This is a genomic window from Nonomuraea sp. NPDC003727, assembly GCF_053586935.1.
The window spans coordinates 305,790-325,288 of sequence record NZ_JBSFNE010000008.1; the positions used below are offsets into that span (position 1 = coordinate 305,790).

Genomic DNA, 19,499 nt, shown 5'->3' on the forward strand with positions numbered 1-19,499 from the left:
ATCATGGACGCCATCGTCTTCGGGGCGACCGGCTTCGTCGGCCGCGCCCTCATCGCCGAGCTGCTCACCAGGGGACAGCGGGTAGCGGCGGCCGTCCGCGAGGACACCCTCACCCCCTGGCTGGCCGCCCAGGGGATCGGCACCGCCGGACTGACCGTGGTCGGCGCCGACCTCACCCGGCCACTCGACGGCCTGCCTGAGGTCCGCGACGTCTACAACGCCGCCGCCCGCTTCGCCTTCGGACTCGGCGTCGCCGAGGCCCGAGCCGTCAACGTGACCGGCGCGCTCAACGTGCTGGAGTGGGCCGCCACCTTGCCGGGCCTGCGGCGGCTCGTGCACATCAGCGGCTACCGGGTGAGCGCGTCGGAGGGCCGTCCCGACTACGGCAGGCTGGGCGCCTACGAGGCGTCGAAGTTCGAGGCCGACCTGGCCGTCCGCGGGCGGGCGCGCGAACTGGGCGTTCCCCTGACCATCGCCAACCCCAGCACGGTGATCGGGCCGGGCCAGTACATCGGCCTGGCCGCGCTGGTGGCCGACCTGTGGAACGGCCGGCTGCCCGTGCTTCCCGGCGGGCCCGACGTCTTCCTGCCGGTCGTCACGATCGACTACTTCGCGCGCTTCCTGGCGGAGATCCCGACCCGGGAGGCGGGCGTGGACTACTGGGTGCTCGATGAGGCCACTCCCCTCCTGCCCGACCTGGTCAGGACGATCGCCGACCACGCCGGCGTCCGGGCGCCGCGCCGTACCGTCCCCGCCGGCCTGGTCCGGCGGCTGCCGCGCAGGCTGACCGGCGCGGACCCGGAGACGCTGTCGTTCCTGTCGGCCGACCGCTACCCGACGGCCAGTGCCCGCGCCTTCGCCGCCGCCGCCGGCCTGGAGATGCCGCCGGTCGCCGACGCCCTCCGCCGGTGGGCGGACGACCTGGTGGCCGCCCGCTTCGGCGCCGCCATGCCGTGGCTGCGGCCGTACGGCTACCAGGCGGTGGCAGGCAGCCGCACCTGGGTGATGGGCGAGCGGCGCCGTCCGGCCTACGTGCTCCTCCACGGCCTGCCCATGAACGCGGACGTGTGGGCGCCGCTCGCCGCGCACCTGCCGGGCGACGTCCTGGCCGCCGACCTCCCCGGCCTGGGCCGCTCCGGCCCTCTCCCGGCCGGCCCCATCCCACCCGCCGACATCCCGTCCGTGGCCGCCCCATCCGTGGCCGCCCCATCCGTGGCCGCCCCATCCGTGGCCGCCGCAGCTGTGGGCACCGCAGCCGTTGAGACGCGTGGGCATGGCCGACGACGGGCGGGAGCGGCATCAAGGAAGGCGTCGAGGGAGGCATCGACGGAGGCGTGGCTGGCCGAGCTGATGGGCCCGGTCACGACGCGGCCGGTGCTGGTGGCCCACTCCCTGGCGTGCGGTCCCGCGCTCCGCTTCGCCGTCGACCACCCGGAGCGGATCGCCAAGCTCGTGCTCGTCTCCCCCGCCTTCCTGCAGCGGCCCGCCGCACGGCTCACCCGGTCGCGGCCGGCCGCCCTGCTGGCGCGCCGGATGTCGCCCGCGCGCCTGGCCGGCACGCTGGGCCTGCCCGAGGGACCGGCCGTGTCCGGCGCCGCCGCCGACCTGCGCAGGCCCGGCGTGGCCCGCCGGGTGATCGCCGCGCTCCGTACGGCTCACGCCGAACGTGAGACGTCGCGGCGGCTGCTCGCCAGGGTCACCGTCCCGGTGGAGATCGTCGTGGGATCGGCCGACCCCCTGGTGACGGCCGTCGACCACCCGGTGACCGAGATCCCGGGAGCGGGACATCACCCGCAGCTCACCCACCCCGCCGAGGTCGCCGACGCAGCGCGCCGGGAAAGCCGGGCTCGGGTGCGGGCGCGAGACTAGCGGAGGGAGGAGCGCACGGCCTCCTCGTTACGCCCGATCACCGCCGAGCCGTCGTCGGCGGTGATGATCGGCCGTTGGATCAGGATCGGGTTGTCGGCCAGCGCCCTGATCCAGGATTCGCGATCGTGCGGGTCACGCGGCCAGTCGTTCATGCCGAGTTCGACGGCTCTGGCCTCGCCCGTCCTGGTGATGTCCCACGGTTCGAGGCCGAGCCTGGACAGCACGTCACGGATCTCGTCCGCGGTCGGGGGGTCCTCCAGGTAGCGGCGCACCGTGTAGTCCGCCGCCGCGGCGTCCAGGATGGACAGCGCGGACCGGCATTTGGAGCAGTCGGGGTTGATCCAGATTTCCATGACCTCAACGCTTTCTCATGCGGGGACCTGCCCGGTATAGCAAGCCGGCCGTCGGGCGCGCCAATCGGCGGCCCGCCTCCGCACGCGAGACGCCCCGCCGGCTGCACGTCGCCCGCTGTTCGGCAGCCGGACATGTGACATCCCTAAGGTGCCCGCCATGAGACGTATCGCGATGATGATGTGCGCGGGCGCGCTGGCCTTCGGCGCCACCGCTCCCGCCGCCGCTGCCGACCCCGGTGCCGACCCCAGGCCCGGGGGCGACGGCAGGGCGACGCTGACGGGTTTCGCCTCGCTGCCGGCGCGGACCTTCGTCCCGGGCAGCCCGCCGTCCGGGGCGCAGTTGGGCACCACCCCGATCAACGGTGTGACGCCGCCCTTCCCCGGGCAGCCGGTGCAGGGTTTCAGCGGCATCGCGCGCCGCGGTGACGGTGTCTTCGACGTCCTGTCGGACAACGGTTTCGGCGCGAAGGCCAACAGTGCCGACTTCCTGCTGCGCGTGCACCAGATCAAGCCTGATTTCGCCGCGAAGACCGTGCGGGTGCTCGGCGGCTTCAACCTGTCGGACCCGCGTGGCCTGGTGCCGTTCCCGCTGACCAGGCCCGACCGGACGCTCACCGGCGCCGACTTCGACGTCGAGTCGATCGTGCGGGCCGCCGACGGGACCTACTGGATCGGTGACGAGTTCGGCCCGTTCCTGCTGCACGTCAACGGGCGGGGCGAGCTCGTCGACGCCCCGATCGAGCTGCCCGGTGTCAAGGCGCCGGAGAATCCGGGCCTCGACGGGGCCCAGCCCAATCTCGGCAGGAGCAAGGGCTTCGAGGGGCTGGCCAGGTCGGTGGACGGCCGGCGGCTGTATCCCCTGCTCGAGGGCACGGTGAGCGGGGATCCCGCGGGCACCCTGCGGATGTACGAGTTCGACCTGCGCAGGCGCGCCTACACCGACCGCCGGTGGACCTACCGCCTCGACGACCCGTCGCACGCCATCGGCGACGCGATCGCCGTCGACAGGCACCGGTTCCTGATCATCGAGCGGGACAACCTGGAGGGCGACGCGGCCAAGGTCAAGCGCGTCTACCTGGCCGACAAGCGGGATCGGGACGGCGACGGCGCGCTCGACAAGACGCTGGTCGCCGACCTGCTCGACCTCGCCTCGCCCGCCGGGACGTTCCGGTTCCCGTTCCAGACGATCGAGGATGTGATCATCCTCGACGACCGGACGCTCGGCCTCCTCAACGACAACAACTTCCCGTTCTCGTCCGGTCGCAGGCCGGGCAGCCCCGACGACAACGAGTTCATCACCATCCGCCTGGCCCGCCCGCTCCACGCCGACGACAGGGTCTATCGCTAGCGGCGTGGAGGGCGTTCCTGCCGCCTGGATGGCGCCGATCGCGTGCGATCGGCGTTCGGAGGCAGGATGGCCCGAACGGTCAGGGTCAGCGGGCTCACGGATCCAGCAGGGTGGCGAGGCGGCACGAGTACGGCGCGCTGTCGGCGGGCGATGATCGTGCCGGCCTCGACCGGCGGCAACGCGGGCCGGTCATCGCCCGGCTGGTGCGGGCCGATGAGGACACCGTCCGCGATGTGATCCACCGCTTCAACCAGATCGGGCCGGCCCGCCGGGACCCTCGGTGACCGGGCGGCCGGCCCCGTCTGCTCAGTGATGACGACGACGCCTTCGTCATCCAGATGGCCACCGAACCCGGTTCACCCGCTGGTCCGTCCGCAAGCTCCTGGCGTCTCCGCATCGCCTGCCCGCGGCGTGAACCCACTTGACCTTGACACGGTGACAAGGTCTTCGCTGGTGCCAAGGAGGTGGTCCCGATGGCCGTACAGAAACAGGACACGGATACGATTCGAGCTTTCCAGGGACTGGAGGACAGCAGCTCGTCGGTGCGGCTGCGGGCAGCGCTGGCGGTCGGCACGACCCCTGACCCGCGGTTCATCGACAAGCTCATCGAACGATGCGCGATCGAGCCCGAATTCCATGTGCGCGACATGCTGACGTGGGCACTCACTCGCCACTCGGCGTCGATGACGGTCCCAGAGCTTCTCAAGGAAGTCCGCTCGGAACGTGCGCAGGCACGAAGCCAGGCATTGCACACGCTGTCCAAGATCGGGGATCGGCAAGCGTGGCCGGCGATCACACGGGCGCTTCTGTCCGACGCCGACGATGAGGTGGCGCGGAGCGCTTGGCGGGCGGCGGTCGTGCTGGTGCCTGAAGGGGAAGAGCCCGAGTTGGCCGCGGTGTTGTCGACGCAGCTCGGGCGCGGCGGACGCGAGATGCGGCTGAGCCTCAGCCGGGCGCTGATCGCGCTCGGTGAGGTGATCGTGCCAACGTTGCGCGCCGCGATGACGGATCTCGACCCCCGGGTGCGCGCGCACGCGATCGCCACGGAACGGCTGTTGCGCGACCCGGACGCCGGATTCGAGTTCGCGATCGAGGAGGCCAAGCGCGTCGTAGCGCTCGGCAGCGTCAGCAAGGAGGAGTGATGGGCAGTGTTGATCGGTGACGTGGCACGACGGTCCGGGGTCAGCGCCCGCATGCTCAGGCATTACGACTCACTTGGTCTGGTGCGGCCGACAGGTCGTAGCGGCGCAGGCTATCGGGAGTACTCCAGCGAGGACGTTCGGCGGATCTTCCATATCGAGAGCCTGCGGTCCTTGGGGTTGTCGCTGCGTGACGTCGGGCGCGCGCTCGACGATCCCGACTTCACGCCCTCAGAGCTCGTCGACGACCTCATCCGCCAGACGCGAGAACGCATCGCAGCTGAGACGGAACTGCTCACGCGACTGCGTCGGATCGACGCCGTAGAACCCGCCGGCTGGGAGGATGTCCTCCAGGTCGTCGCACTCCTGCAGGCGTTGCGCTCGAAGAGCGCCGGGAAGCGCCAGCGCGCGGCCTTGTCCTCAGCCGAAGAGGTTCCGGTGCCGGTGGAAGCACTGGTCGAGGCAGCGCTGAGCGAAACGGACCCGAACGTCGCCGGAGCCCTCCGATGGGCTCTGGCGCGATCGGGCGATGCCGGATTGGCGCTGCTGGCGGAGGGCCTCGGCTCACCAGTGGCCGAGGTGCGCAAACGTGCCGTCCAGTCCATCGCCGAGTTTCCGAACGGCGAGGCGACCACGCTGCTGCGGGACGCCCTCACGAACCCCGACATCGTGGTCCGCGGGTACGCGGCTCTGGCACTCGGGGCACGGGGCGGAGCCGACGCGGTCCCGACGCTCATCGACATGGTCGTCGAGGGGACGAATGACGTCGATGCGGCCGATGCCCTGAGCGCGCTGGCGGGTCGCCCCGCGTTGGCGGATCAGATCGCTACCAGGCTCGTCGATCGCCTCGCCCACGGCGCCGTTGAATCGGCTGCACGTCGACGGCTGACACAGGCGCTCGCGGACATCCCGGGAACCACAGCGTCACGAGCCCTCGCGGATCTGTCACATGACGAAGACCGTGCCGTCGCGCTTACCGCGACATACATTCTCGGGATCCGCGACGCGCGATGACGGATCTTTCCCGGGGTGCTGGGTGCCTGGACAAGGGGATCCTCTGCTCGCCGCGGAGCGAATGCCTGGTGATCCCGCGGCGTGAACCCATTTGACCTTGACACGGTGACAAGGTCTTCGCTGGTGCCAAGGAGGTGGTCCCGATGGCCGACCTCGTGTGGTTCGTTCCAAATCTCGATGCGCGAGACGCGCGGCTGGCGGTGCAGGTGTCATGACCATGATCTACAAGTCCGAGGCCGGTGGACGCGAACTCCTCGACCAGTACCGGCAGGTACTGGACGCCTGGCCGGTGCCCGCCGAGCACGTACGGGTGCCCACTCGCGAGGGCGAGACCTTCGTCCTCGTCTCCGGCCCAAAGGACGCGCCGCCCCTGGTGCTGCTGCACGGCTCCGGCGCGAACGCGTCGATGTGGCGGGAAGATGTCGCCACCTGGTCTCAGCACTTCCGCACGTACGCCGTCGACCTCGTCGGCGAGCCGGGCCTGAGCGCGCCCTCGCGCCCCGCCCTGGGCTCCGACGCCGTATCACTCTGGCTGGACGACGTACTGGAAGGGCTCGGGATCACCGGCGCCGCGTTCGTCGGGACGTCCCTCGGCGGCTGGACGGCCCTGGACTACGCCATCCGCCGTCCAGAGCGAGTGACCCGCCTGGCCCTGATGTGCCCCGGCGGCGTGGGACGGCAGAAGGTCGGCTGGATCTTCAAGGCTCTCCTGACCGGCCCGTTCCGACGCGGCGGACTGCGCGAGTCGGCGATGGCCGTCGCAGGACTGGACGGGGAGAAGGACCGGCAGGCGCTCGACGCCGTCGTCCTGACCTTCACGCACTTCAACCCGCGCAGGGAGAAGCTCCCGGTGTTCTCCGACGACGCGTTGCGCGGCCTCACCATGCCCGTACTCGTCATCGTCGGTGACCGTGACGCCATGTTCGACTCCCACCAGACCGCGCGGCGCGTGCGTGAGTGCGTCTCGCACTCGACCGTGAACCTGCTCCCCCAGGTCGGTCACGCCGTCTTCGGCCAGGCCGAGCCGATCGCCGAGTTCCTCCGGGCATGAGCGCTAGCGGCCCGGCGAGGCCCTCTCGCCGGTCGTCGCCCCCACGCTGTGCCACCCGCCGGGCGCGATCCGCGAGGCGGCCTCGGGCCAGGTCCCCGGCGCGTAGGACTCGGGCTCGACGTCGGAGGTGAGGAGGTCCTGGACGATCCGCCAGGACTCCTCCACCAGGTCGAAGCGCACGAAGTGCCGGGGGTCGCCGGCGAGCGCGTCCTTCAGGACCTGCTCGTAGGCCGCCTCGGCCGGCCCGAGCGCCGTGGCGAAGTCGACGGAGACCGCCACCTCGTGCGTCCGGTCGAGCACGTCCAGCTCCTTGGCCAGCAGGTCGAAGGTCACGCCGGCGTCCGGGTGCATCCGGAACCTGAGCAGGTTGGGCGCCGGCCGGGCGCTGAAGTAGGCGACCGGCGGCCGGTGCAGCTCGACGACGATCTCCAGCGCGTCGACGGGCAGGCACTTGCCGGTGCGGACGCAGAACGGCACGCCCGCCCAGCGCCAGTTGTCGATGGTGGCGCGCAACGCGACGAACGTCTCGGTGCGCGAGTCCTTCGCGACCCCCGGCGTGTCGCGGTACCCCTCGTACTGCCCGCGCACCACGTCGGACTCCTGAACGGCGCGGACCGAGCGCAGCACCCGCCACTTCTCGTCGAGCACGGCGCGGGCGTCGGCCGACGGCGGGGCGTCCATGGCGGTGTAGGCCAGCAGCTGGAGCAGGTGGTTCTGCACGACGTCGCGCAGCGCGCCGACCCGGTCGTAGAAGGCGCCCCTGTCCTCCACCCCGAAGGTCTCTGCCAGCGTGATCTGGACGCTGCGCACGTAGGTGCGGTTCCAGATGGGTTCGAGCATGGTGTTGGCGAAGCGGAAGACGATCAGGTCCTCGACGGGTTCCTTGCCGAGGTAGTGGTCGACGCGGAAGAGACGCTCCTCCTCGAAGCAGGTGAGGAGTTCGGCGTTCAGCTGCCTGGCCGACTCCACGTCGTGCCCGAAGGGTTTCTCCACCACCAGCCGCGAGCCGGTGTTGAGCCCCACCGCGGCCACGCCCTTGGCCACGGTGGCGAACAGCGACGGCGGCACCGCCAGGTAGTGGGTGAGGTGGCCGAGGCCGTTGACCTGATCGCGCAGCCGCTCGTAGGTGCCGTGGTCGGCGAGGTCACCGGCGACCAGCCGCAGGTCGAGGTGCGGCGACAGGTCCTGCCCGACGGCCTGGCGCGCGAAGGCGCGCAGGCCGTCGAGGCCGAGGTCGGTCTTGGCGACCCCGACGACCGGTTCCTTCAGCTGGCCCGTCTCGGCGAGCCGGTGGAGTGCCGGCAACAGCATCTTCTTCGACAGGTCGCCGGTGATGCCGAACAGGACCAGCGCCATGGGTTCACACCTTCCTGCCCCTGAGCCTCCGGTAAGCGCGCACGAGCGCGGCGGTGGAGGCGTCGGGCACCTGTGCAGGAGCCTCGGCCGAGGTGAGCGCGGGCGCCAGGTCGAGCGCCATCTTCTTGCCCAGCTCGACACCCCACTGGTCGAAGGAGTCGATGCCCCAGATGGTGCCCTCGACGAAGACGATGTGCTCGTAGAGGGCGACGAGCTGGCCGAGCGTGGCCGGCGTCAGCTTGGGCGCGAGGATGGTGGAGGTGGGCCGGTTGCCCGGCATCACCTTGTGCGGCACGATCTCGGCGGCCGTGCCCTCGGCCGCGATCTCCTCCGCCGTCTTGCCGAAGGCCAGCGCGGAGGTCTGCGCGAGGAGGTTGGCGGTGAGCAGGTCGTGCATGCCGTCGGCGTCCTCGAACGGCTCGGCGAAGCCGAGGAAGTCGGCCGGCACCAGCCGCGTGCCCTGGTGCAGCAGCTGGTAGAAGGCGTGCTGGCCGTTGGTGCCTGGCTCGCCCCAGTAGATCTCGCCGGTCGGTACGGTCACCGACGTGCCGTCGGCCCGCACCGACTTGCCGTTGGACTCCATGGTCAGCTGCTGCAGGTAGGCGGGGAAGCGGTGCAGGCGCTGGCTGTAGGGCAGGACGGCGTGGGTCTGCGCGTCGAAGAAGTCGGCGTACCAGATGCCGAGCAGGCCCATGATGACCGGAATGTTGGCCTCGAAGGGCGCGCTGCGGAAGTGCTCGTCGATGGTGTGGAAGCCGTCGAGCATCTCCCGGAAGCGCTCGGGCCCGATGGCGATCATCAGCGACAGGCCGATGGCGCCGTCGTAGGAGTAGCGGCCGCCGACCCAGTCCCAGAAGCCGAACATGTTGGCCGTGTCGATGCCGAACTCGGCCACCTTCTCGGCGTTGGTGGAGACGGCGACGAAGTGCTTGGCGACGGCCTCCTCACCGAGCGCGCCGACCAGCCACTGGCGGGCCACCCTGGCGTTGGTCAGCGTCTCGAGCGTGGTGAAGGTCTTGGAGCTGACGATGACCAGCGTGGTGGCTGGGTCGAGGTCGCGCAGCGCGCCGTGGATGTCGGCGGGGTCGATGTTGGAGACGAACCTGGCGGCGATGCCGGCGTCGGCGTAGTCGCGCAACGCCTCGTAGGCCATGGCGGGCCCGAGGTCGGAGCCGCCGATGCCGATGTTGACCACGGTCCTGATGGCCTGGCCGGTCTGGCCCTTCCACTCGCCCGAGCGCACCCTGGCGCTGAAGTCGCTCATCTTGTCCAGGACGGCGTGCACGTCGCCGACCACGTCCTGCCCGTCGACGACCAGCTTGGCGTCGGCGGGCATGCGCAGCGCCACGTGCAGGACCGCCCGGTCCTCGCTCACGTTGATGTGCTCGCCGGAGAACATGGCCTCGATCCGCTCGCGCAGTCCGGCCCGCTCGGCCAGCGCCAGCAGCAGCTCCATCGTCTCGGCGGTGGCGCGATGCTTGGAGTAGTCGAGGTACAGGTCACCGGCGGTCATGCTCATCCGCTCGACCCTGCCGGGGTCCTCGGCGAACAGCTCGCGCAGGTGCCTGCCCGCCACGGCCTCGTGGTTGGCCTTCAGCGCCGCCCACTCGCCGCTCCGAGTGATGTCCACGTCTCCTCCTCGCACTCTCAACCTGACGACCTACCCGCGATGGATGATCCATCGCACCGCGGGGAGGTTATCAAGCGGTCATGAACCGATATTGCGACTGCGTCAACGCCGCCTCCTGCGCCGCTTCTTCCGGGTGCGCGTAATGCCCGGTCTCCAGCACGAACAGCTCCTTGGGGCCGGCGAGCGCGTTGTAGATGGCGAACTGCCCGGGAGGCGGGACGGAGGGATCGAACAGGGCGGCGCCCACGTGCACGGGGCGGCGTACGAAGGTGGCGGCGGTGGCGGCGTCGAAGTAGGCCAGGACGTCGAGCACCTCGGGGTGGGCGGCGTAGTGGTCGCGGACGGCCGCGCCGCTTCCCGTGCACGGCAGCGTCACGCGCAGCGGGTGGTTGCCGAAGCTGGGGATGACCAGGGCGCCGCTGGTGAACCGGTCGTCGAAGGCGAGCACGAACGGGCCGATGCCGCCGCCGAAGCTGGAGCCGATGTAGTCGAGCCGGACGGCCGCGGCCTCGGGGACGAGTTCGGCCAGCGCGGTGGCGGCGCACCACATGTCGGCGACGCAGGCGCCGTGGATGTAGGTCTCGCGGGCGCCGATGCCGTGCAGCACGTGCCGCTGGGCGTCGGCGGGGATGCCGGGATGCAGGCTGCGGGCGGGCAGGCCGCGGGCGCACGGCCAGATGGTGGCCGTGCCGGGGATGTTGACCCTGACTTCGGGGTGGTCGCGGCCGCCGTAGCCGTGGGCGACGACGCGCGCCCTGGTGACGCGGCCGTCGAGCGGGAGGCTGAGCCAGCCGCCGATCCTGAACCCGTCGACGGAGGTGTAGGTCACGCCGTGGAAGCGCAGGCCGTCGGCCTCCCACTCGGCGGGGCCGAGCTTGGGCGCGACGCTGACCGCCATCGCCTGCTCGTGTGTGCCGCGCCAGAACGCCGCGAAGTCGGCGGGCGCCGGCGGAGCCGGTACGGCCAGCAGCGCGTCGAGGTCGTAGCCGTAGGTCGGGTCGAAGGTGAACTCGTGCCGCGGGATCAAAGCCAGCCCTCCATGCAAGATCGTCAGGCCAGCTTAACTGCCCTTTCCCGGACGCCGGAAACGACGCTCCACGGTGCGCCGGGCAGCCGTTCGCTGTCGGCCGTCTCGGCCATGAGCAGCGATCCGGCGGGCAGTCGCGGCGAGTTGGCGGCCACCACCCGCCCCTCGGCGTTGACCAGGGTGACCGGGGTCGGGCAGGCGGCCAGCACGCCCAGCAGGAGCGCCTCGAACCTGGCGGCGCGCACGTCGGCGCCGACCACGCCGAGGAAGCGGTCGCCGGCGCGGGCGGGCGTGGTGAAGGTGAGCATGTAGGTGTCGGTGCCGCCGTAGTCGACGTAGGGCCCGACGACGTGGCGGCGGCCGGTGCGCTGGGGCACCGCGAACCACTCGGCGGCGGTGTAGTCGTAGAAGTCGAGGCTCTCGGGGTCGAGGTCGACGTCCAGGAAGATCGGGTCGTCCTCCGGCGGCGTCTGCCACCAGTCGAGCCAGCGCGGGCGGTCGGCGAGCACGCCGGGGGCGACGATCACACCGGCGCCGGCGGCGATGCCGTGCAGGCGGCGCAGGCAGCCGAAGATCTGGGGGCGGACGCCGGCCAGGTCGGCGGCGGTGAAGCGGGACCGGTAGCTGTCCTCGACGCCGGTCCTGATCTCCTCCAGCGCGCGGAAGACGTCCTCGACGATCGCGTGGACCCTGGCGGCCACGAGGGCAACATGTGGATCGCTCATCGCCACTCCCGTTGGTCCTGGGTGACAAGTCGCCAATGGAACTCCATCAGACGCTCGGTGCCCCTGTCGAGGTGCTCCTCCGTCAACGTTCGTGCCCGGTCGGGCTGCCGGGCGGTGATGGCGTCGATGACCTGCCGGTGGCTGCGCACCACCTCCTCCCGGTCGACGGCCTCGCCGTACGGGAGCCAGAGCAGCTCGCCCACCTCGGACTGGATGTCGATCTCGGCGCGGGTGAGCCTGACGGACTGGGCGGCGGCGGCGACCTCGATGTGGAAGCGGCCGTCGGCGCGGCGGCGCTCGCCGACCGTGGCGGCCGCTTCGAGGCGGTCGACGACGTGGTGGAGCCGGGCGATCTGGTCGGCCGAGGCGCGCATGGCGGCCAGGCGGGCGGCGGCGCCGGCGATGGCGGACCGGTAGTCGCCCATCTCGCGCAGCTCGGAGCTGGTCAGCTCGCGCAGCCTGGTCCTGAGCCTGGCGGTGGAGGGGTCGGCCGGGCCGCGCACGAACGTGCCGCCACCCCTGCCGCGCCTGGTCTCGACGAGCCCGCGTTCGCGCAGCGCGGCCAGGGCGGCTCGCAGGGTGACGGTGGAGACGTTGAGCGAGGCGGCCAGGTCGAGCTCGGCGGGCAGTTGGTCGCCGTCGCCGATGAGGCCGAGCGCGATCGCCTCGGCCAGGCGCCGTACGACGACCTCGACCCTGCCGGAGCCGTCGTCGACGGGGGCGAAGACGGCGGCGTCGGGGAGCTGATCCACGGCAGCCAGCATATTGCATTCTGAAATATGAACTCATAGTTTTAATCGCAACCCGATCTGAGGGAGGCCGACCCGTGCCTGATCCCGAGAAGAGGTTCGCTGAGGAGTGGCGCAACGCCGCCTACAACTGTTTCTCCTCAGGCCACAAGTTCTGCCGCGAGGTCTGCCCGGTCCTGCAGGTCACGCGCAACGAGTCGTGGAGCCCCACCGCCTTCCACGCCAACGTGGTGGCGATGGAGCAGGGCTCCCTCGAGGTCGCCGACGTCGCGGCCGACTACGTCAACTGCACCGGATGCGGCGCGTGCGAGCTGCGCTGTCCCAACTCGCTGTTCACCGGCGACTTCTACCGTTTCCGCACCAGGACCGTCGACCTGGTCAAGGCCGTGCGCGCCCTCGCCGTACGGGAGGGCGTGCACCAGCCGGGATGGCAGCGGTGGAACCTGCTGACCGACGAGCTGACGCACGAACCCGTGACCTCGCGGGTGTCCCAGGAGCGGGTGCGCGACTGGGCCCAGGGCCTCGACCTACCGGTGGGCGGGGAGACGATCCTGTTCGTCGACTGCGAGGCCGCCTTCCACCGGACGACGGCGCCCCGGGCGGTCGCGCGGATGCTCGAGCTTGCGGGCTACCCGTTCGGGCTGATGAACGAGCAGTGGTGCTGCGGCGGGCCCGCCGCCGAGATGGGCTACGAGGAGCAGGCGCTCCGCTTCGCCAGGCACAACCTGGAGGACTGGCGGGCGAGCGGCGTGCGGCGCGTGCTGGTGCTCGACCCGCACGACTACATCACCTTCACCGAGGACTACCCCAGGTATTTCGGGGAGTCTTTCGACATCGAGGTGGTGCTGGTGGTCGAGCTGCTGGCCGCGATGCTCAGGGACGGGCGGCTGGTGCCGCACGTGCCCGTCGAGCGGACGGTGACCTACCACGACCCGTGCCGGCTCAACAAGCGCAAGGGGATCTGGCAGGAGCCGCGCGAGATCCTGCGCGCCATCCCCGGCCTGACCTTCCATGACGTGGACCGGGTCAGCCAGTGGTCGTACTGCTCGGGCGCGGGCGGCGGGCTGGGCGTCGAGAAGCCGGAGCTGACCGCCAGGATCAGCCGGATGCGCATGGACAAGGCGGCCGAGCTCGGTGTCGACACTCTCGTCACCGCCTGCCCGTGGGCCGAGCGGCCGCTCACCGAGGCGGGCGGCGCCCGCGCCATCGGCGTGGTCGACCTGCACGAACTGCTGGCCGAATCGCTGGGGGTGGCCTGATGACCATCGCCATGGACGACCCGGTGCTGGAGGAGCTGCGCCAGGTCCTCGGCCCCGAGCACGTGCTGACGGGCCGGGCCGACCGGCTCAACCGCACGCGCGTGCCCGCCCCCTTCCCCGTGCACCGGTGGGCGGAGCGGATGCCTGACCTGGTGGTCCTGCCGGGCTCCACCGAGGAGGTGGCGGAGGTGCTGCGGCTCGCGCACGCCTACCGGATCCCGGTGGTGCCGCGCGACGGCGGCACCGGGCTGACCGACGGCGCGGTGCCGCTGCGCGGAGGCATCGTCGTGGATGTGAAGCGCATCAACCAGATCAAGGAGATCGACCTCGAGAACAGGACCTGCACAGTTGGCACGGGCATCAACGCGCTGAAGCTCAACGAGGTGCTTTCACGCCACGACCTGATCTTTCCCGACGACCCCGCCTCCTACCCGTGCTCGCTGGTCGGCGGCAGGATCGGCACCAGCGGCTGGTCGCTCATCGGCTCCCGGTACGGCCACAGCCGCGACCTGGTGCTGAGCTTCGACCACGTGCTGCCGACCGGGAAGGTCATCCACGTCGGCGACGGCATCGGCCGGAAGATCACCAAGTCGTCGAGCGGCTACCAGCTCAAGCACCTGTTCATGGGGCACCAGGGCACGCTCGGCATCGCCACCGAGGCGACACTGAAGCTGTTCCCCAAGCCCGAGGCCGAGTTCTCGCCGTTCTGGGCCTTCGAGGACTACGACAGCGCCTACGCGGCGGTCGGGCGGCTGGCCCGGGCCGGGGTGGCCACGTTCGCGGGCGCGGTGCTGTTCGACGAGTGGAAGGTCGCCTACCTGCGGCGTGACGACGAGGCCTACATCCCGCAGCCGGCGTCGGTGAAGGCACTGGTCTGCGCGGCCCTGTACGGCTACGAGGACGAGGTGCGCGCCGGCGGCCGGCGGCTGCTGCGGATCGCCCGCTCGTCGGGCGCCCGCTACCTCGGCGACGAGATCTCCGAGGGCGACTGGGCCGCCCGCCACGACCGCTACGCCACGCCCCTGCACGGGCGGACGCGCTCGGGGCAGGTGGTGCCGATGAGCTGGCACTGCGAGGACGCCTCGATCAACTACTCCCGGCTGCCGGCCGTACGGCTGGCATGGCACGAGATCGCCGACCGGCTGCGCAGGGAGTCGGACGTGTTCGACGACTGGGGCATGTTCGCCTACACCAACGGCTCCACCGGCGCCGACTACCTGACCGAGATCGACATCGGCATCTGGGAGCAGCGCCTGGACGACGCGGCCTGGACGGCGTGGGTGGCCGCCAAGCGCGACCTGGCGGCGGTGGCGCTGGCCAACGGCGGCTCGATCAGCGCGTGCCACGGCTCCTGCCGCGAGGGCGAGGTGGACCTGGTGCCGGAGGAGCTGGGCGGCGGCTTCGAGATCATGCTCGCCGTCAAGCGCGCCGTCGACCCGCACAACATCATGAACCCGGGCAAGTACCTGCTCGACCGCGCCTACGAGCCGGGTCTGGAGGAGCCGTGAGCTACCGCTACCACGACGAGATGACCCCGCCGCCGCCCGAGCGCGCCTCGGAGGTGGCGATCACCAGGTTCGAGCACGTCTACGAGGTGGATCCGGCCCTCATGACCGAGCACGTGACCCAGCAGACCTTCCCCAACTGGGACACGCTGCGCCTGGCCCGCTCCCGCGCCGACCACCTGGCCTGGATGCACCGGCACTTCGCGCACAAGGTGATCTCGGGGCAGGAGCTGCTCGATGACCTCGACGGATGACAGCAGGCTGGCCGACCTGGCCGTGGCCAGACCGCAGGAACTCGGTGTGGCCCCGGCGGGCGACGCCATTCCCCAGGAGGAGCGATGAAGTTCAGTTACGTGATGCTGCCCGACTACCCGCTCCAGGAGTCGCTGGAGGCCATCAAGGTCGCCGACGAGCTGGGCTTCCACGCCTGTTACGCGGCCGACGAGACCTGGCACAAGGACCTCTGGCTGCTGTTCGCGGCCGCCTCGCAACAGACCAGCAGGGTCAGGTTCGGCCCGAGCCTGTCCTCGGTGGTGCTGCGCGAGCCCTCGCTCATCGCGCAGGCCGCCGCCACCCTCGACGAGCTCAGCGACGGCCGCGCCGAGGTGGTCCTGTCCAGCGGCAACTTCGGGCTGCTCGCCCAGTACGGCATCGACTGGGCGACCACCAGGCCGCTGTCACGCGTGAAGGAGGCCGCGCACGTCGTCCGCACGCTCCTGGACGACGGCGCCATCACCTTCGAGGGCGAGTTCTTCCGCTACAACGGCCTGTTCACCTTCGCCAGGCCCGTGCAGGAGCACGTGCCGGTGAAGCTCGGCGCGATGCGCGGCCCCCGCTCCTTCCGCGCCGCGGGAGAGCTGTCCGACGGCGTGCACCACGCGCTCAGCTACACCCGCGAGGCCTACGACTACCTGGTGTCGGAGTTCAGGGCCGGCGCCGAGAAGGCGGGCAAGGACTGGACGGCGATGGACATCGGAGCCTGGGTCGTCTTCGCCACGGGACCCGACTCCGCGGTGGCCAAGGAGGCCGCGCGCAGCATGGTCGGCCTCTACGCCTCGTCGATGCCCGCCGAGCAGCTGGAGCGCAACGGGGTCGACCCGAACGTGATGAAGCCCGTCGTCGACGCGCTCGGGGCCGGCGACCTGGCCAGGGCCATCGAGCTGACCAGCCCGGAGCTGGGCGACCGGCTGTCGATCGCCGGCACTCCCGAGGAGTGCGTGGAGAAGATCAGGCGCGAGATCGAGCCGTCGGGGGTCAACCACATGATCCTCGCGGTGACGGACGCGACGCTGGTCAAGCAGTTCATGGGACGCGACCTGCCGGAGGTGGCCTCCGTCGAGGAGCAGCTGCGGCTGATCCATGACCGGATCATGCCCGCCTTCGCGTGACCGGTGCCCGTCGGCAGCGGAGAAGGTGTGTAGCGCGGAGCTGGCGGGGCAAGGACCCCGAAACCCTGCAACCGAGAACGAGGAGGAGCCGTAGTGCTCACTCTGACGCCAAACGCAGCCCAGGTCATCAAGGATCTGACCGCCCGGCAGGATGCGGAGGCCAGCGGTATCCGCATCTCGTCACAGGGCGACGACCAGGGATCCCTGGTGCTCAGCATGGCCGACGCGCCTGAACCGACCGATGAGGTGGTGGAGAAGGAAGGAGCCAGGGTCTACCTCGACCCGGTGGCGGCCAGCGTCCTGGACGACAAGTCACTGGACGCCGACACCGACGGGGAGGGCGGGGTCGCCTTCCACGTCACGGGTCAGCAGGACGCCTCGTGAGAGGCGATCACACCATCAGGAGCGCGGCGGCCTCGGCGGCGGAGGGAAGGCCCTCGACGTCGCCGTGCACCTCCACGATGCGCCCGGCGAGCACGCTGCCCACCCGAGCGGCGTGCTCGCGCGTGGCGCCGGAGAGCCTGGCGGCCAGGTAGCCGCCGAGCAGCGCGTCTCCCGCGCCAACCGGGTCGCGCACCACCCGCGCGGCGCTCGGCAGGTGGCCGGCCGCGCCGTCCTCGCCGTGATAGTAGACGCCGTCCGCGCCGGCCTTCAGCACGACCTCGACGCCCTCGGGGCGGCGCGCCAGGGCGGCGGCGAACACGTCGGCGGGTGCCGTGGCGCCGAACAGCGGTTCCGCCTCGTCCTGGCCGAGAACCAGCAGGTCGGTGCGCGGCAGCAGGTCGAGTACCGTGGCCAGCACGCGGTCCTGGCGGCCGAGCGCCGGGCGCAGGTTGGGGTCGACGACCAGCAGCGCCCCCGCTGAGCGCGCGCCTTCGGCCAGGGCCCGGACCAGCCGCTCGGGCCCTTCGCCGAGGGCGATCGTGATGCCGCTGACGACGATCGCCCTCGGCCGGGCGTCGAGGATCGCGGCGGCGTCGCTGTCGTCCATCCCGGCCGCGGCCGACCCCGACCGGTAGTAGTGCACGCGCCTGACCCCGTCCGGCAGCACCTCCTTGAAGAACACGCCGGTCGGCCTGGTGCCGTCGCGGCCGACCAGGCAGGTGCCGACGCCGAGGGACGCGGCGACGGCCAGGACCCGCTCGCCGAACGGGTCGGCGCCCACGCGCGAGGCGAACCAGGCCGTGCCGCCGAGCCGGGCGACGGCCGCGCACACGTTCAGCTCGGCGCCGCCGACGTGCACGCCCATCCGCCCGGCGGTCGCCAGGCGCTCTCCTTCGGCGGGCTGGAGCAGCACCATCGCCTCTCCGACACCGACCACGTCAGGACGCGTCACCACATCCCCCATCGCTCGCGGGTTTGCTTTTCCACCAGTGCCGGGAAATCATCTCATCACTCATGATTGTGGACGGGGGCTCCCGGTGCGTGACTTCCGGTGGCGGCTGACCGAACGCCTGGTGGCCGACCGCGTGATCGGCATCATCCGCGCACCGTCCGCCGAGACCGCCGTCACGTACGGCAGGCGGCTGTCGGCCGCCGGGCTTGCCGCCGTCGAGGTGTCGCTGTCGACGCCCGGCGCGCTGGCCGCCGTCCGCGAGCTGGCCACCGGCGCGCTCGTCGGCGCGGGCACCGTGCTCGACGCGGTCCAGGCCGGAATGGCGATCGAGGCGGGCGCCCGCTTCCTGGTCTGCCCCACGCTCGACGCGGGCGTGATCCGCGCGGGCCACCGCCACGGCGTGCCGGTGGTCGCCGGAGCCCTGACGCCGACCGAGATCGTCAGGGCGCTGGAGGCCGGCGCCGACCTGGTCAAGCTGTTCCCCGCGACGCAGAGCTCCCCGCAGGCGCTGCGCGACATCCTGCAGGCGCTGCCGCAGGCGCCGATCGTCCCGACGGGCGGGATCAGCGCCGCCACCGCGCCCGAGTGGATCGCCGCGGGCGCGGTGGCCGTCGGCATCGGCGGCGAGCTCACCCGCGGCGCGCCGCGCGAGGCCCCCTCACGCGTCCACGGCCTGCTCGCGGCGCTCCGCGCCGCCCGCTGACGATCCACGCCGAGTATGCCTAGGCCAGGAGTTTGGCCACGTACCTGAGCTGCTCCTCCCGCTGGAAACCGCCGCCACCCTCGTGGTTGTTCCACGGCCAGACGGTGATCTCCTTGTCCGCCTGCCAGTGGTTGTAGGCGGCGAACACCGTCGAGGGCGGGCAGACGTCGTCCATCAGCGCCACCGAGTACAGCGCCGGCACCTGGCCGCGCGCGGCGAAGTTCAGGCCGTCGAAGTAGGACAGCGTGCGGAACACGGTGCCGGCGTCGGCCCGCTGGGTGGCCAGGAAGCGGACGATCTCCTGGTAGGGGTCGCGGCCGGTGATCTCGACCGCCCTGCGGAAGTGGGTGAGGAACGGGACGTCGATCAGCGCCCCCCGCACCGTGGGACGCAGCGCGGCGACCGCCTGGGCGATGCCGCCGCCCTGGCTGGCGCCCGACACCACGATCCTGCCCGCGTCGACGGCCGGGTGTCCCGCGGCCACGTCCACCGCCCGCACGGCGTCGGTGAACACCCGTCGGTAGTAGTAGTCGGCGGGGTCGAGGATGCCTCTGGTCATCATGCCGGGCGCCTGCGGCGACCGGCCGCCGTGCGGGTCGGCGGTGGCGCCGGGGCTGGTGGGGCTGTGCGCGCCCTGCCCGCGGGTGTCGACCACCAGGACGGCCAGGCCCGCGGCCGGCCAGGTGAGGTGGTCGTGGGGGAAGCCCCTGCCGCCCGAGTAGCCGATGTACTGCACCATGCAGGGCAGGGGGCCCTCGGCCCCGCGCGGCACGATCAGCCACGCGTTGATCCGGTGGCCGCCCCAGCCGGCGAAGGAGGTGTCGTAGACGTCCACGGCGGTCAGCGGGATGTCGTAGGGCGTGAACGAGGGAGCCAGATCGTGCTCGGCGGCCTCGGCGAGAGTGTCGCTCCAGAACGCGTCGAAGTCGGCGGGCTCGTCACGCTCCGGGCGGTACTCGCGCAACCGGTCGAGGGGGAGGTCGAACAGGGGCACAGGGTCTCCCGAAGGTCAGAGGTCAACTCCTGACATTCCACCTCACCCGTCAC

General features: G+C 71.5%; 20 protein-coding genes. 12 read left to right on the forward strand and 8 right to left on the reverse strand.

Features of this window, described 5'->3' with window-relative positions; all coding sequences use genetic code 11:
- The first annotated feature begins 3 nt into the window (after positions 1–3).
- Positions 4–1,869, forward strand: coding sequence for an alpha/beta fold hydrolase (locus ACWDLG_RS22250; RefSeq protein WP_449922612.1), 1,866 nt, complete (start codon positions 4–6; stop codon positions 1,867–1,869).
- Here the strand turns inward: ACWDLG_RS22250 and ACWDLG_RS22255 are convergent.
- Positions 1,866–2,222, reverse strand: a complete 357-nt coding sequence (locus ACWDLG_RS22255; protein ID WP_354913306.1) for an arsenate reductase family protein — start codon at positions 2,220–2,222, stop codon at positions 1,866–1,868. The genes ACWDLG_RS22250 and ACWDLG_RS22255 overlap by 4 nt on opposite strands.
- 157 nt (positions 2,223–2,379) lie before the next feature.
- On the opposite strand from ACWDLG_RS22255, the gene ACWDLG_RS22260 reads away from it, so the two are divergent.
- The 5 genes from ACWDLG_RS22260 (at position 2,380) to ACWDLG_RS22280 (ending at position 6,774) form a co-directional block, all read left to right on the forward strand.
- On the forward strand, positions 2,380–3,570 hold the full coding sequence (locus ACWDLG_RS22260) for an esterase-like activity of phytase family protein (protein WP_449922614.1): 1,191 nt from the start codon (positions 2,380–2,382) through the stop codon (positions 3,568–3,570).
- 110 nt (positions 3,571–3,680) lie between these two features.
- Positions 3,681–3,854, forward strand: coding sequence for a hypothetical protein (locus ACWDLG_RS22265; protein ID WP_449922616.1), 174 nt, complete (start codon positions 3,681–3,683; stop codon positions 3,852–3,854).
- Positions 3,855–4,043: 189 nt separating this feature from the next.
- Complete coding sequence (locus ACWDLG_RS22270; protein ID WP_449922618.1) at positions 4,044–4,712, forward strand: HEAT repeat domain-containing protein; 669 nt, start codon at positions 4,044–4,046, stop codon at positions 4,710–4,712.
- 6 nt (positions 4,713–4,718) lie between these two features.
- Positions 4,719–5,723 (forward strand): HEAT repeat domain-containing protein, encoded by a 1,005-nt coding sequence (locus ACWDLG_RS22275; RefSeq protein ID WP_449922620.1) that lies wholly within the window; start codon positions 4,719–4,721, stop codon positions 5,721–5,723.
- 211 nt (positions 5,724–5,934) lie between these two features.
- On the forward strand, positions 5,935–6,774 hold the full coding sequence (locus tag ACWDLG_RS22280) for an alpha/beta fold hydrolase (RefSeq protein ID WP_449922622.1): 840 nt from the start codon (positions 5,935–5,937) through the stop codon (positions 6,772–6,774).
- A 3-nt stretch (positions 6,775–6,777) separates the two neighbouring features.
- On the opposite strand, the gene zwf is transcribed toward ACWDLG_RS22280, so the two are convergent.
- From zwf to ACWDLG_RS22305, 5 genes are all read right to left on the reverse strand, one after another.
- Positions 6,778–8,130, reverse strand: coding sequence for a glucose-6-phosphate dehydrogenase (zwf, locus tag ACWDLG_RS22285; protein WP_449922624.1), 1,353 nt, complete (start codon positions 8,128–8,130; stop codon positions 6,778–6,780).
- Between the two features lie 4 nt (positions 8,131–8,134).
- Positions 8,135–9,760 carry a glucose-6-phosphate isomerase gene (gene pgi / locus ACWDLG_RS22290; protein WP_449922626.1) on the reverse strand — a complete coding sequence of 542 codons (1,626 nt, stop codon included), beginning with the start codon at positions 9,758–9,760 and terminating at the stop codon, positions 8,135–8,137.
- 70 nt (positions 9,761–9,830) lie between these two features.
- Positions 9,831–10,787 (reverse strand): acetylxylan esterase, encoded by a 957-nt coding sequence (locus ACWDLG_RS22295; RefSeq protein WP_449922628.1) that lies wholly within the window; start codon positions 10,785–10,787, stop codon positions 9,831–9,833.
- Positions 10,788–10,810: 23 nt separating this feature from the next.
- The gene (locus ACWDLG_RS22300) at positions 10,811–11,512 is read right to left on the reverse strand and encodes a PDC sensor domain-containing protein (protein ID WP_354913319.1); all 702 of its coding nucleotides are present in this window, start codon (positions 11,510–11,512) and stop codon (positions 10,811–10,813) included.
- On the reverse strand, positions 11,509–12,264 hold the full coding sequence (locus ACWDLG_RS22305; protein WP_449922630.1) for a FadR/GntR family transcriptional regulator: 756 nt from the start codon (positions 12,262–12,264) through the stop codon (positions 11,509–11,511). Before ACWDLG_RS22305 ends, ACWDLG_RS22300 begins: the two co-directional genes overlap by 4 nt.
- Positions 12,265–12,338: 74 nt before the next feature.
- Here ACWDLG_RS22305 and ACWDLG_RS22310 point away from each other — a divergent pair, with 74 nt between their 5' ends.
- From ACWDLG_RS22310 to ACWDLG_RS22330, 5 genes are all read left to right on the forward strand, one after another.
- A complete protein-coding gene (locus ACWDLG_RS22310; protein ID WP_449922632.1) occupies positions 12,339–13,520 on the forward strand; it encodes a (Fe-S)-binding protein in 1,182 nt (393 codons plus the stop codon).
- Entirely contained in the window at positions 13,520–15,028 is a 1,509-nt protein-coding gene (locus ACWDLG_RS22315) for an FAD-binding oxidoreductase (RefSeq protein ID WP_449922634.1), read from the forward strand. Before ACWDLG_RS22310 ends, ACWDLG_RS22315 begins: the two co-directional genes overlap by 1 nt.
- Positions 15,025–15,279: a hypothetical protein gene (locus ACWDLG_RS22320; protein ID WP_449922636.1), complete on the forward strand. Its 255-nt coding sequence runs from the start codon at positions 15,025–15,027 to the stop codon at positions 15,277–15,279. Before ACWDLG_RS22315 ends, ACWDLG_RS22320 begins: the two co-directional genes overlap by 4 nt.
- 84 nt (positions 15,280–15,363) lie before the next feature.
- On the forward strand, positions 15,364–16,413 hold the full coding sequence (locus tag ACWDLG_RS22325; protein ID WP_449922638.1) for an LLM class flavin-dependent oxidoreductase: 1,050 nt from the start codon (positions 15,364–15,366) through the stop codon (positions 16,411–16,413).
- A gap of 93 nt (positions 16,414–16,506) precedes the next feature.
- A complete protein-coding gene (locus tag ACWDLG_RS22330; protein ID WP_354913333.1) occupies positions 16,507–16,797 on the forward strand; it encodes a HesB/IscA family protein in 291 nt (96 codons plus the stop codon).
- A 7-nt stretch (positions 16,798–16,804) separates the two neighbouring features.
- Here the strand turns inward: ACWDLG_RS22330 and ACWDLG_RS22335 are convergent, their stop codons facing one another.
- Entirely contained in the window at positions 16,805–17,749 is a 945-nt protein-coding gene (locus ACWDLG_RS22335) for a sugar kinase (RefSeq protein ID WP_449922640.1), read from the reverse strand.
- An 85-nt stretch (positions 17,750–17,834) separates the two neighbouring features.
- Here ACWDLG_RS22335 and ACWDLG_RS22340 point away from each other — a divergent pair, with 85 nt between their 5' ends.
- Entirely contained in the window at positions 17,835–18,452 is a 618-nt protein-coding gene (locus tag ACWDLG_RS22340; RefSeq protein WP_449922642.1) for a bifunctional 4-hydroxy-2-oxoglutarate aldolase/2-dehydro-3-deoxy-phosphogluconate aldolase, read from the forward strand.
- A 19-nt stretch (positions 18,453–18,471) separates the two neighbouring features.
- On the opposite strand, the gene ACWDLG_RS22345 is transcribed toward ACWDLG_RS22340, so the two are convergent.
- Complete coding sequence (locus ACWDLG_RS22345; protein WP_449922644.1) at positions 18,472–19,446, reverse strand: acetylxylan esterase; 975 nt, start codon at positions 19,444–19,446, stop codon at positions 18,472–18,474.
- Positions 19,447–19,499: the final 53 nt, after the last annotated feature.

Coding starts and splice junctions, on each gene's coding strand:
- zwf (WP_449922624.1), bottom strand. CDS start 8,130: ATGGCGCTGGTCCTGTTCGGCATCACCGGCGACCTGTCGAAGAAGATG.
- ACWDLG_RS22255 (WP_354913306.1), bottom strand. CDS start 2,222: ATGGAAATCTGGATCAACCCCGACTGCTCCAAATGCCGGTCCGCGCTG.
- ACWDLG_RS22280 (WP_449922622.1), top strand. CDS start 5,935: ATGACCATGATCTACAAGTCCGAGGCCGGTGGACGCGAACTCCTCGAC.
- ACWDLG_RS22325 (WP_449922638.1), top strand. CDS start 15,364: ATGAAGTTCAGTTACGTGATGCTGCCCGACTACCCGCTCCAGGAGTCG.
- ACWDLG_RS22315 (WP_449922634.1), top strand. CDS start 13,520: ATGACCATCGCCATGGACGACCCGGTGCTGGAGGAGCTGCGCCAGGTC.
- ACWDLG_RS22270 (WP_449922618.1), top strand. CDS start 4,044: ATGGCCGTACAGAAACAGGACACGGATACGATTCGAGCTTTCCAGGGA.
- ACWDLG_RS22300 (WP_354913319.1), bottom strand. CDS start 11,512: ATGAGCGATCCACATGTTGCCCTCGTGGCCGCCAGGGTCCACGCGATC.
- ACWDLG_RS22250 (WP_449922612.1), top strand. CDS start 4: ATGGACGCCATCGTCTTCGGGGCGACCGGCTTCGTCGGCCGCGCCCTC.
- ACWDLG_RS22260 (WP_449922614.1), top strand. CDS start 2,380: ATGAGACGTATCGCGATGATGATGTGCGCGGGCGCGCTGGCCTTCGGC.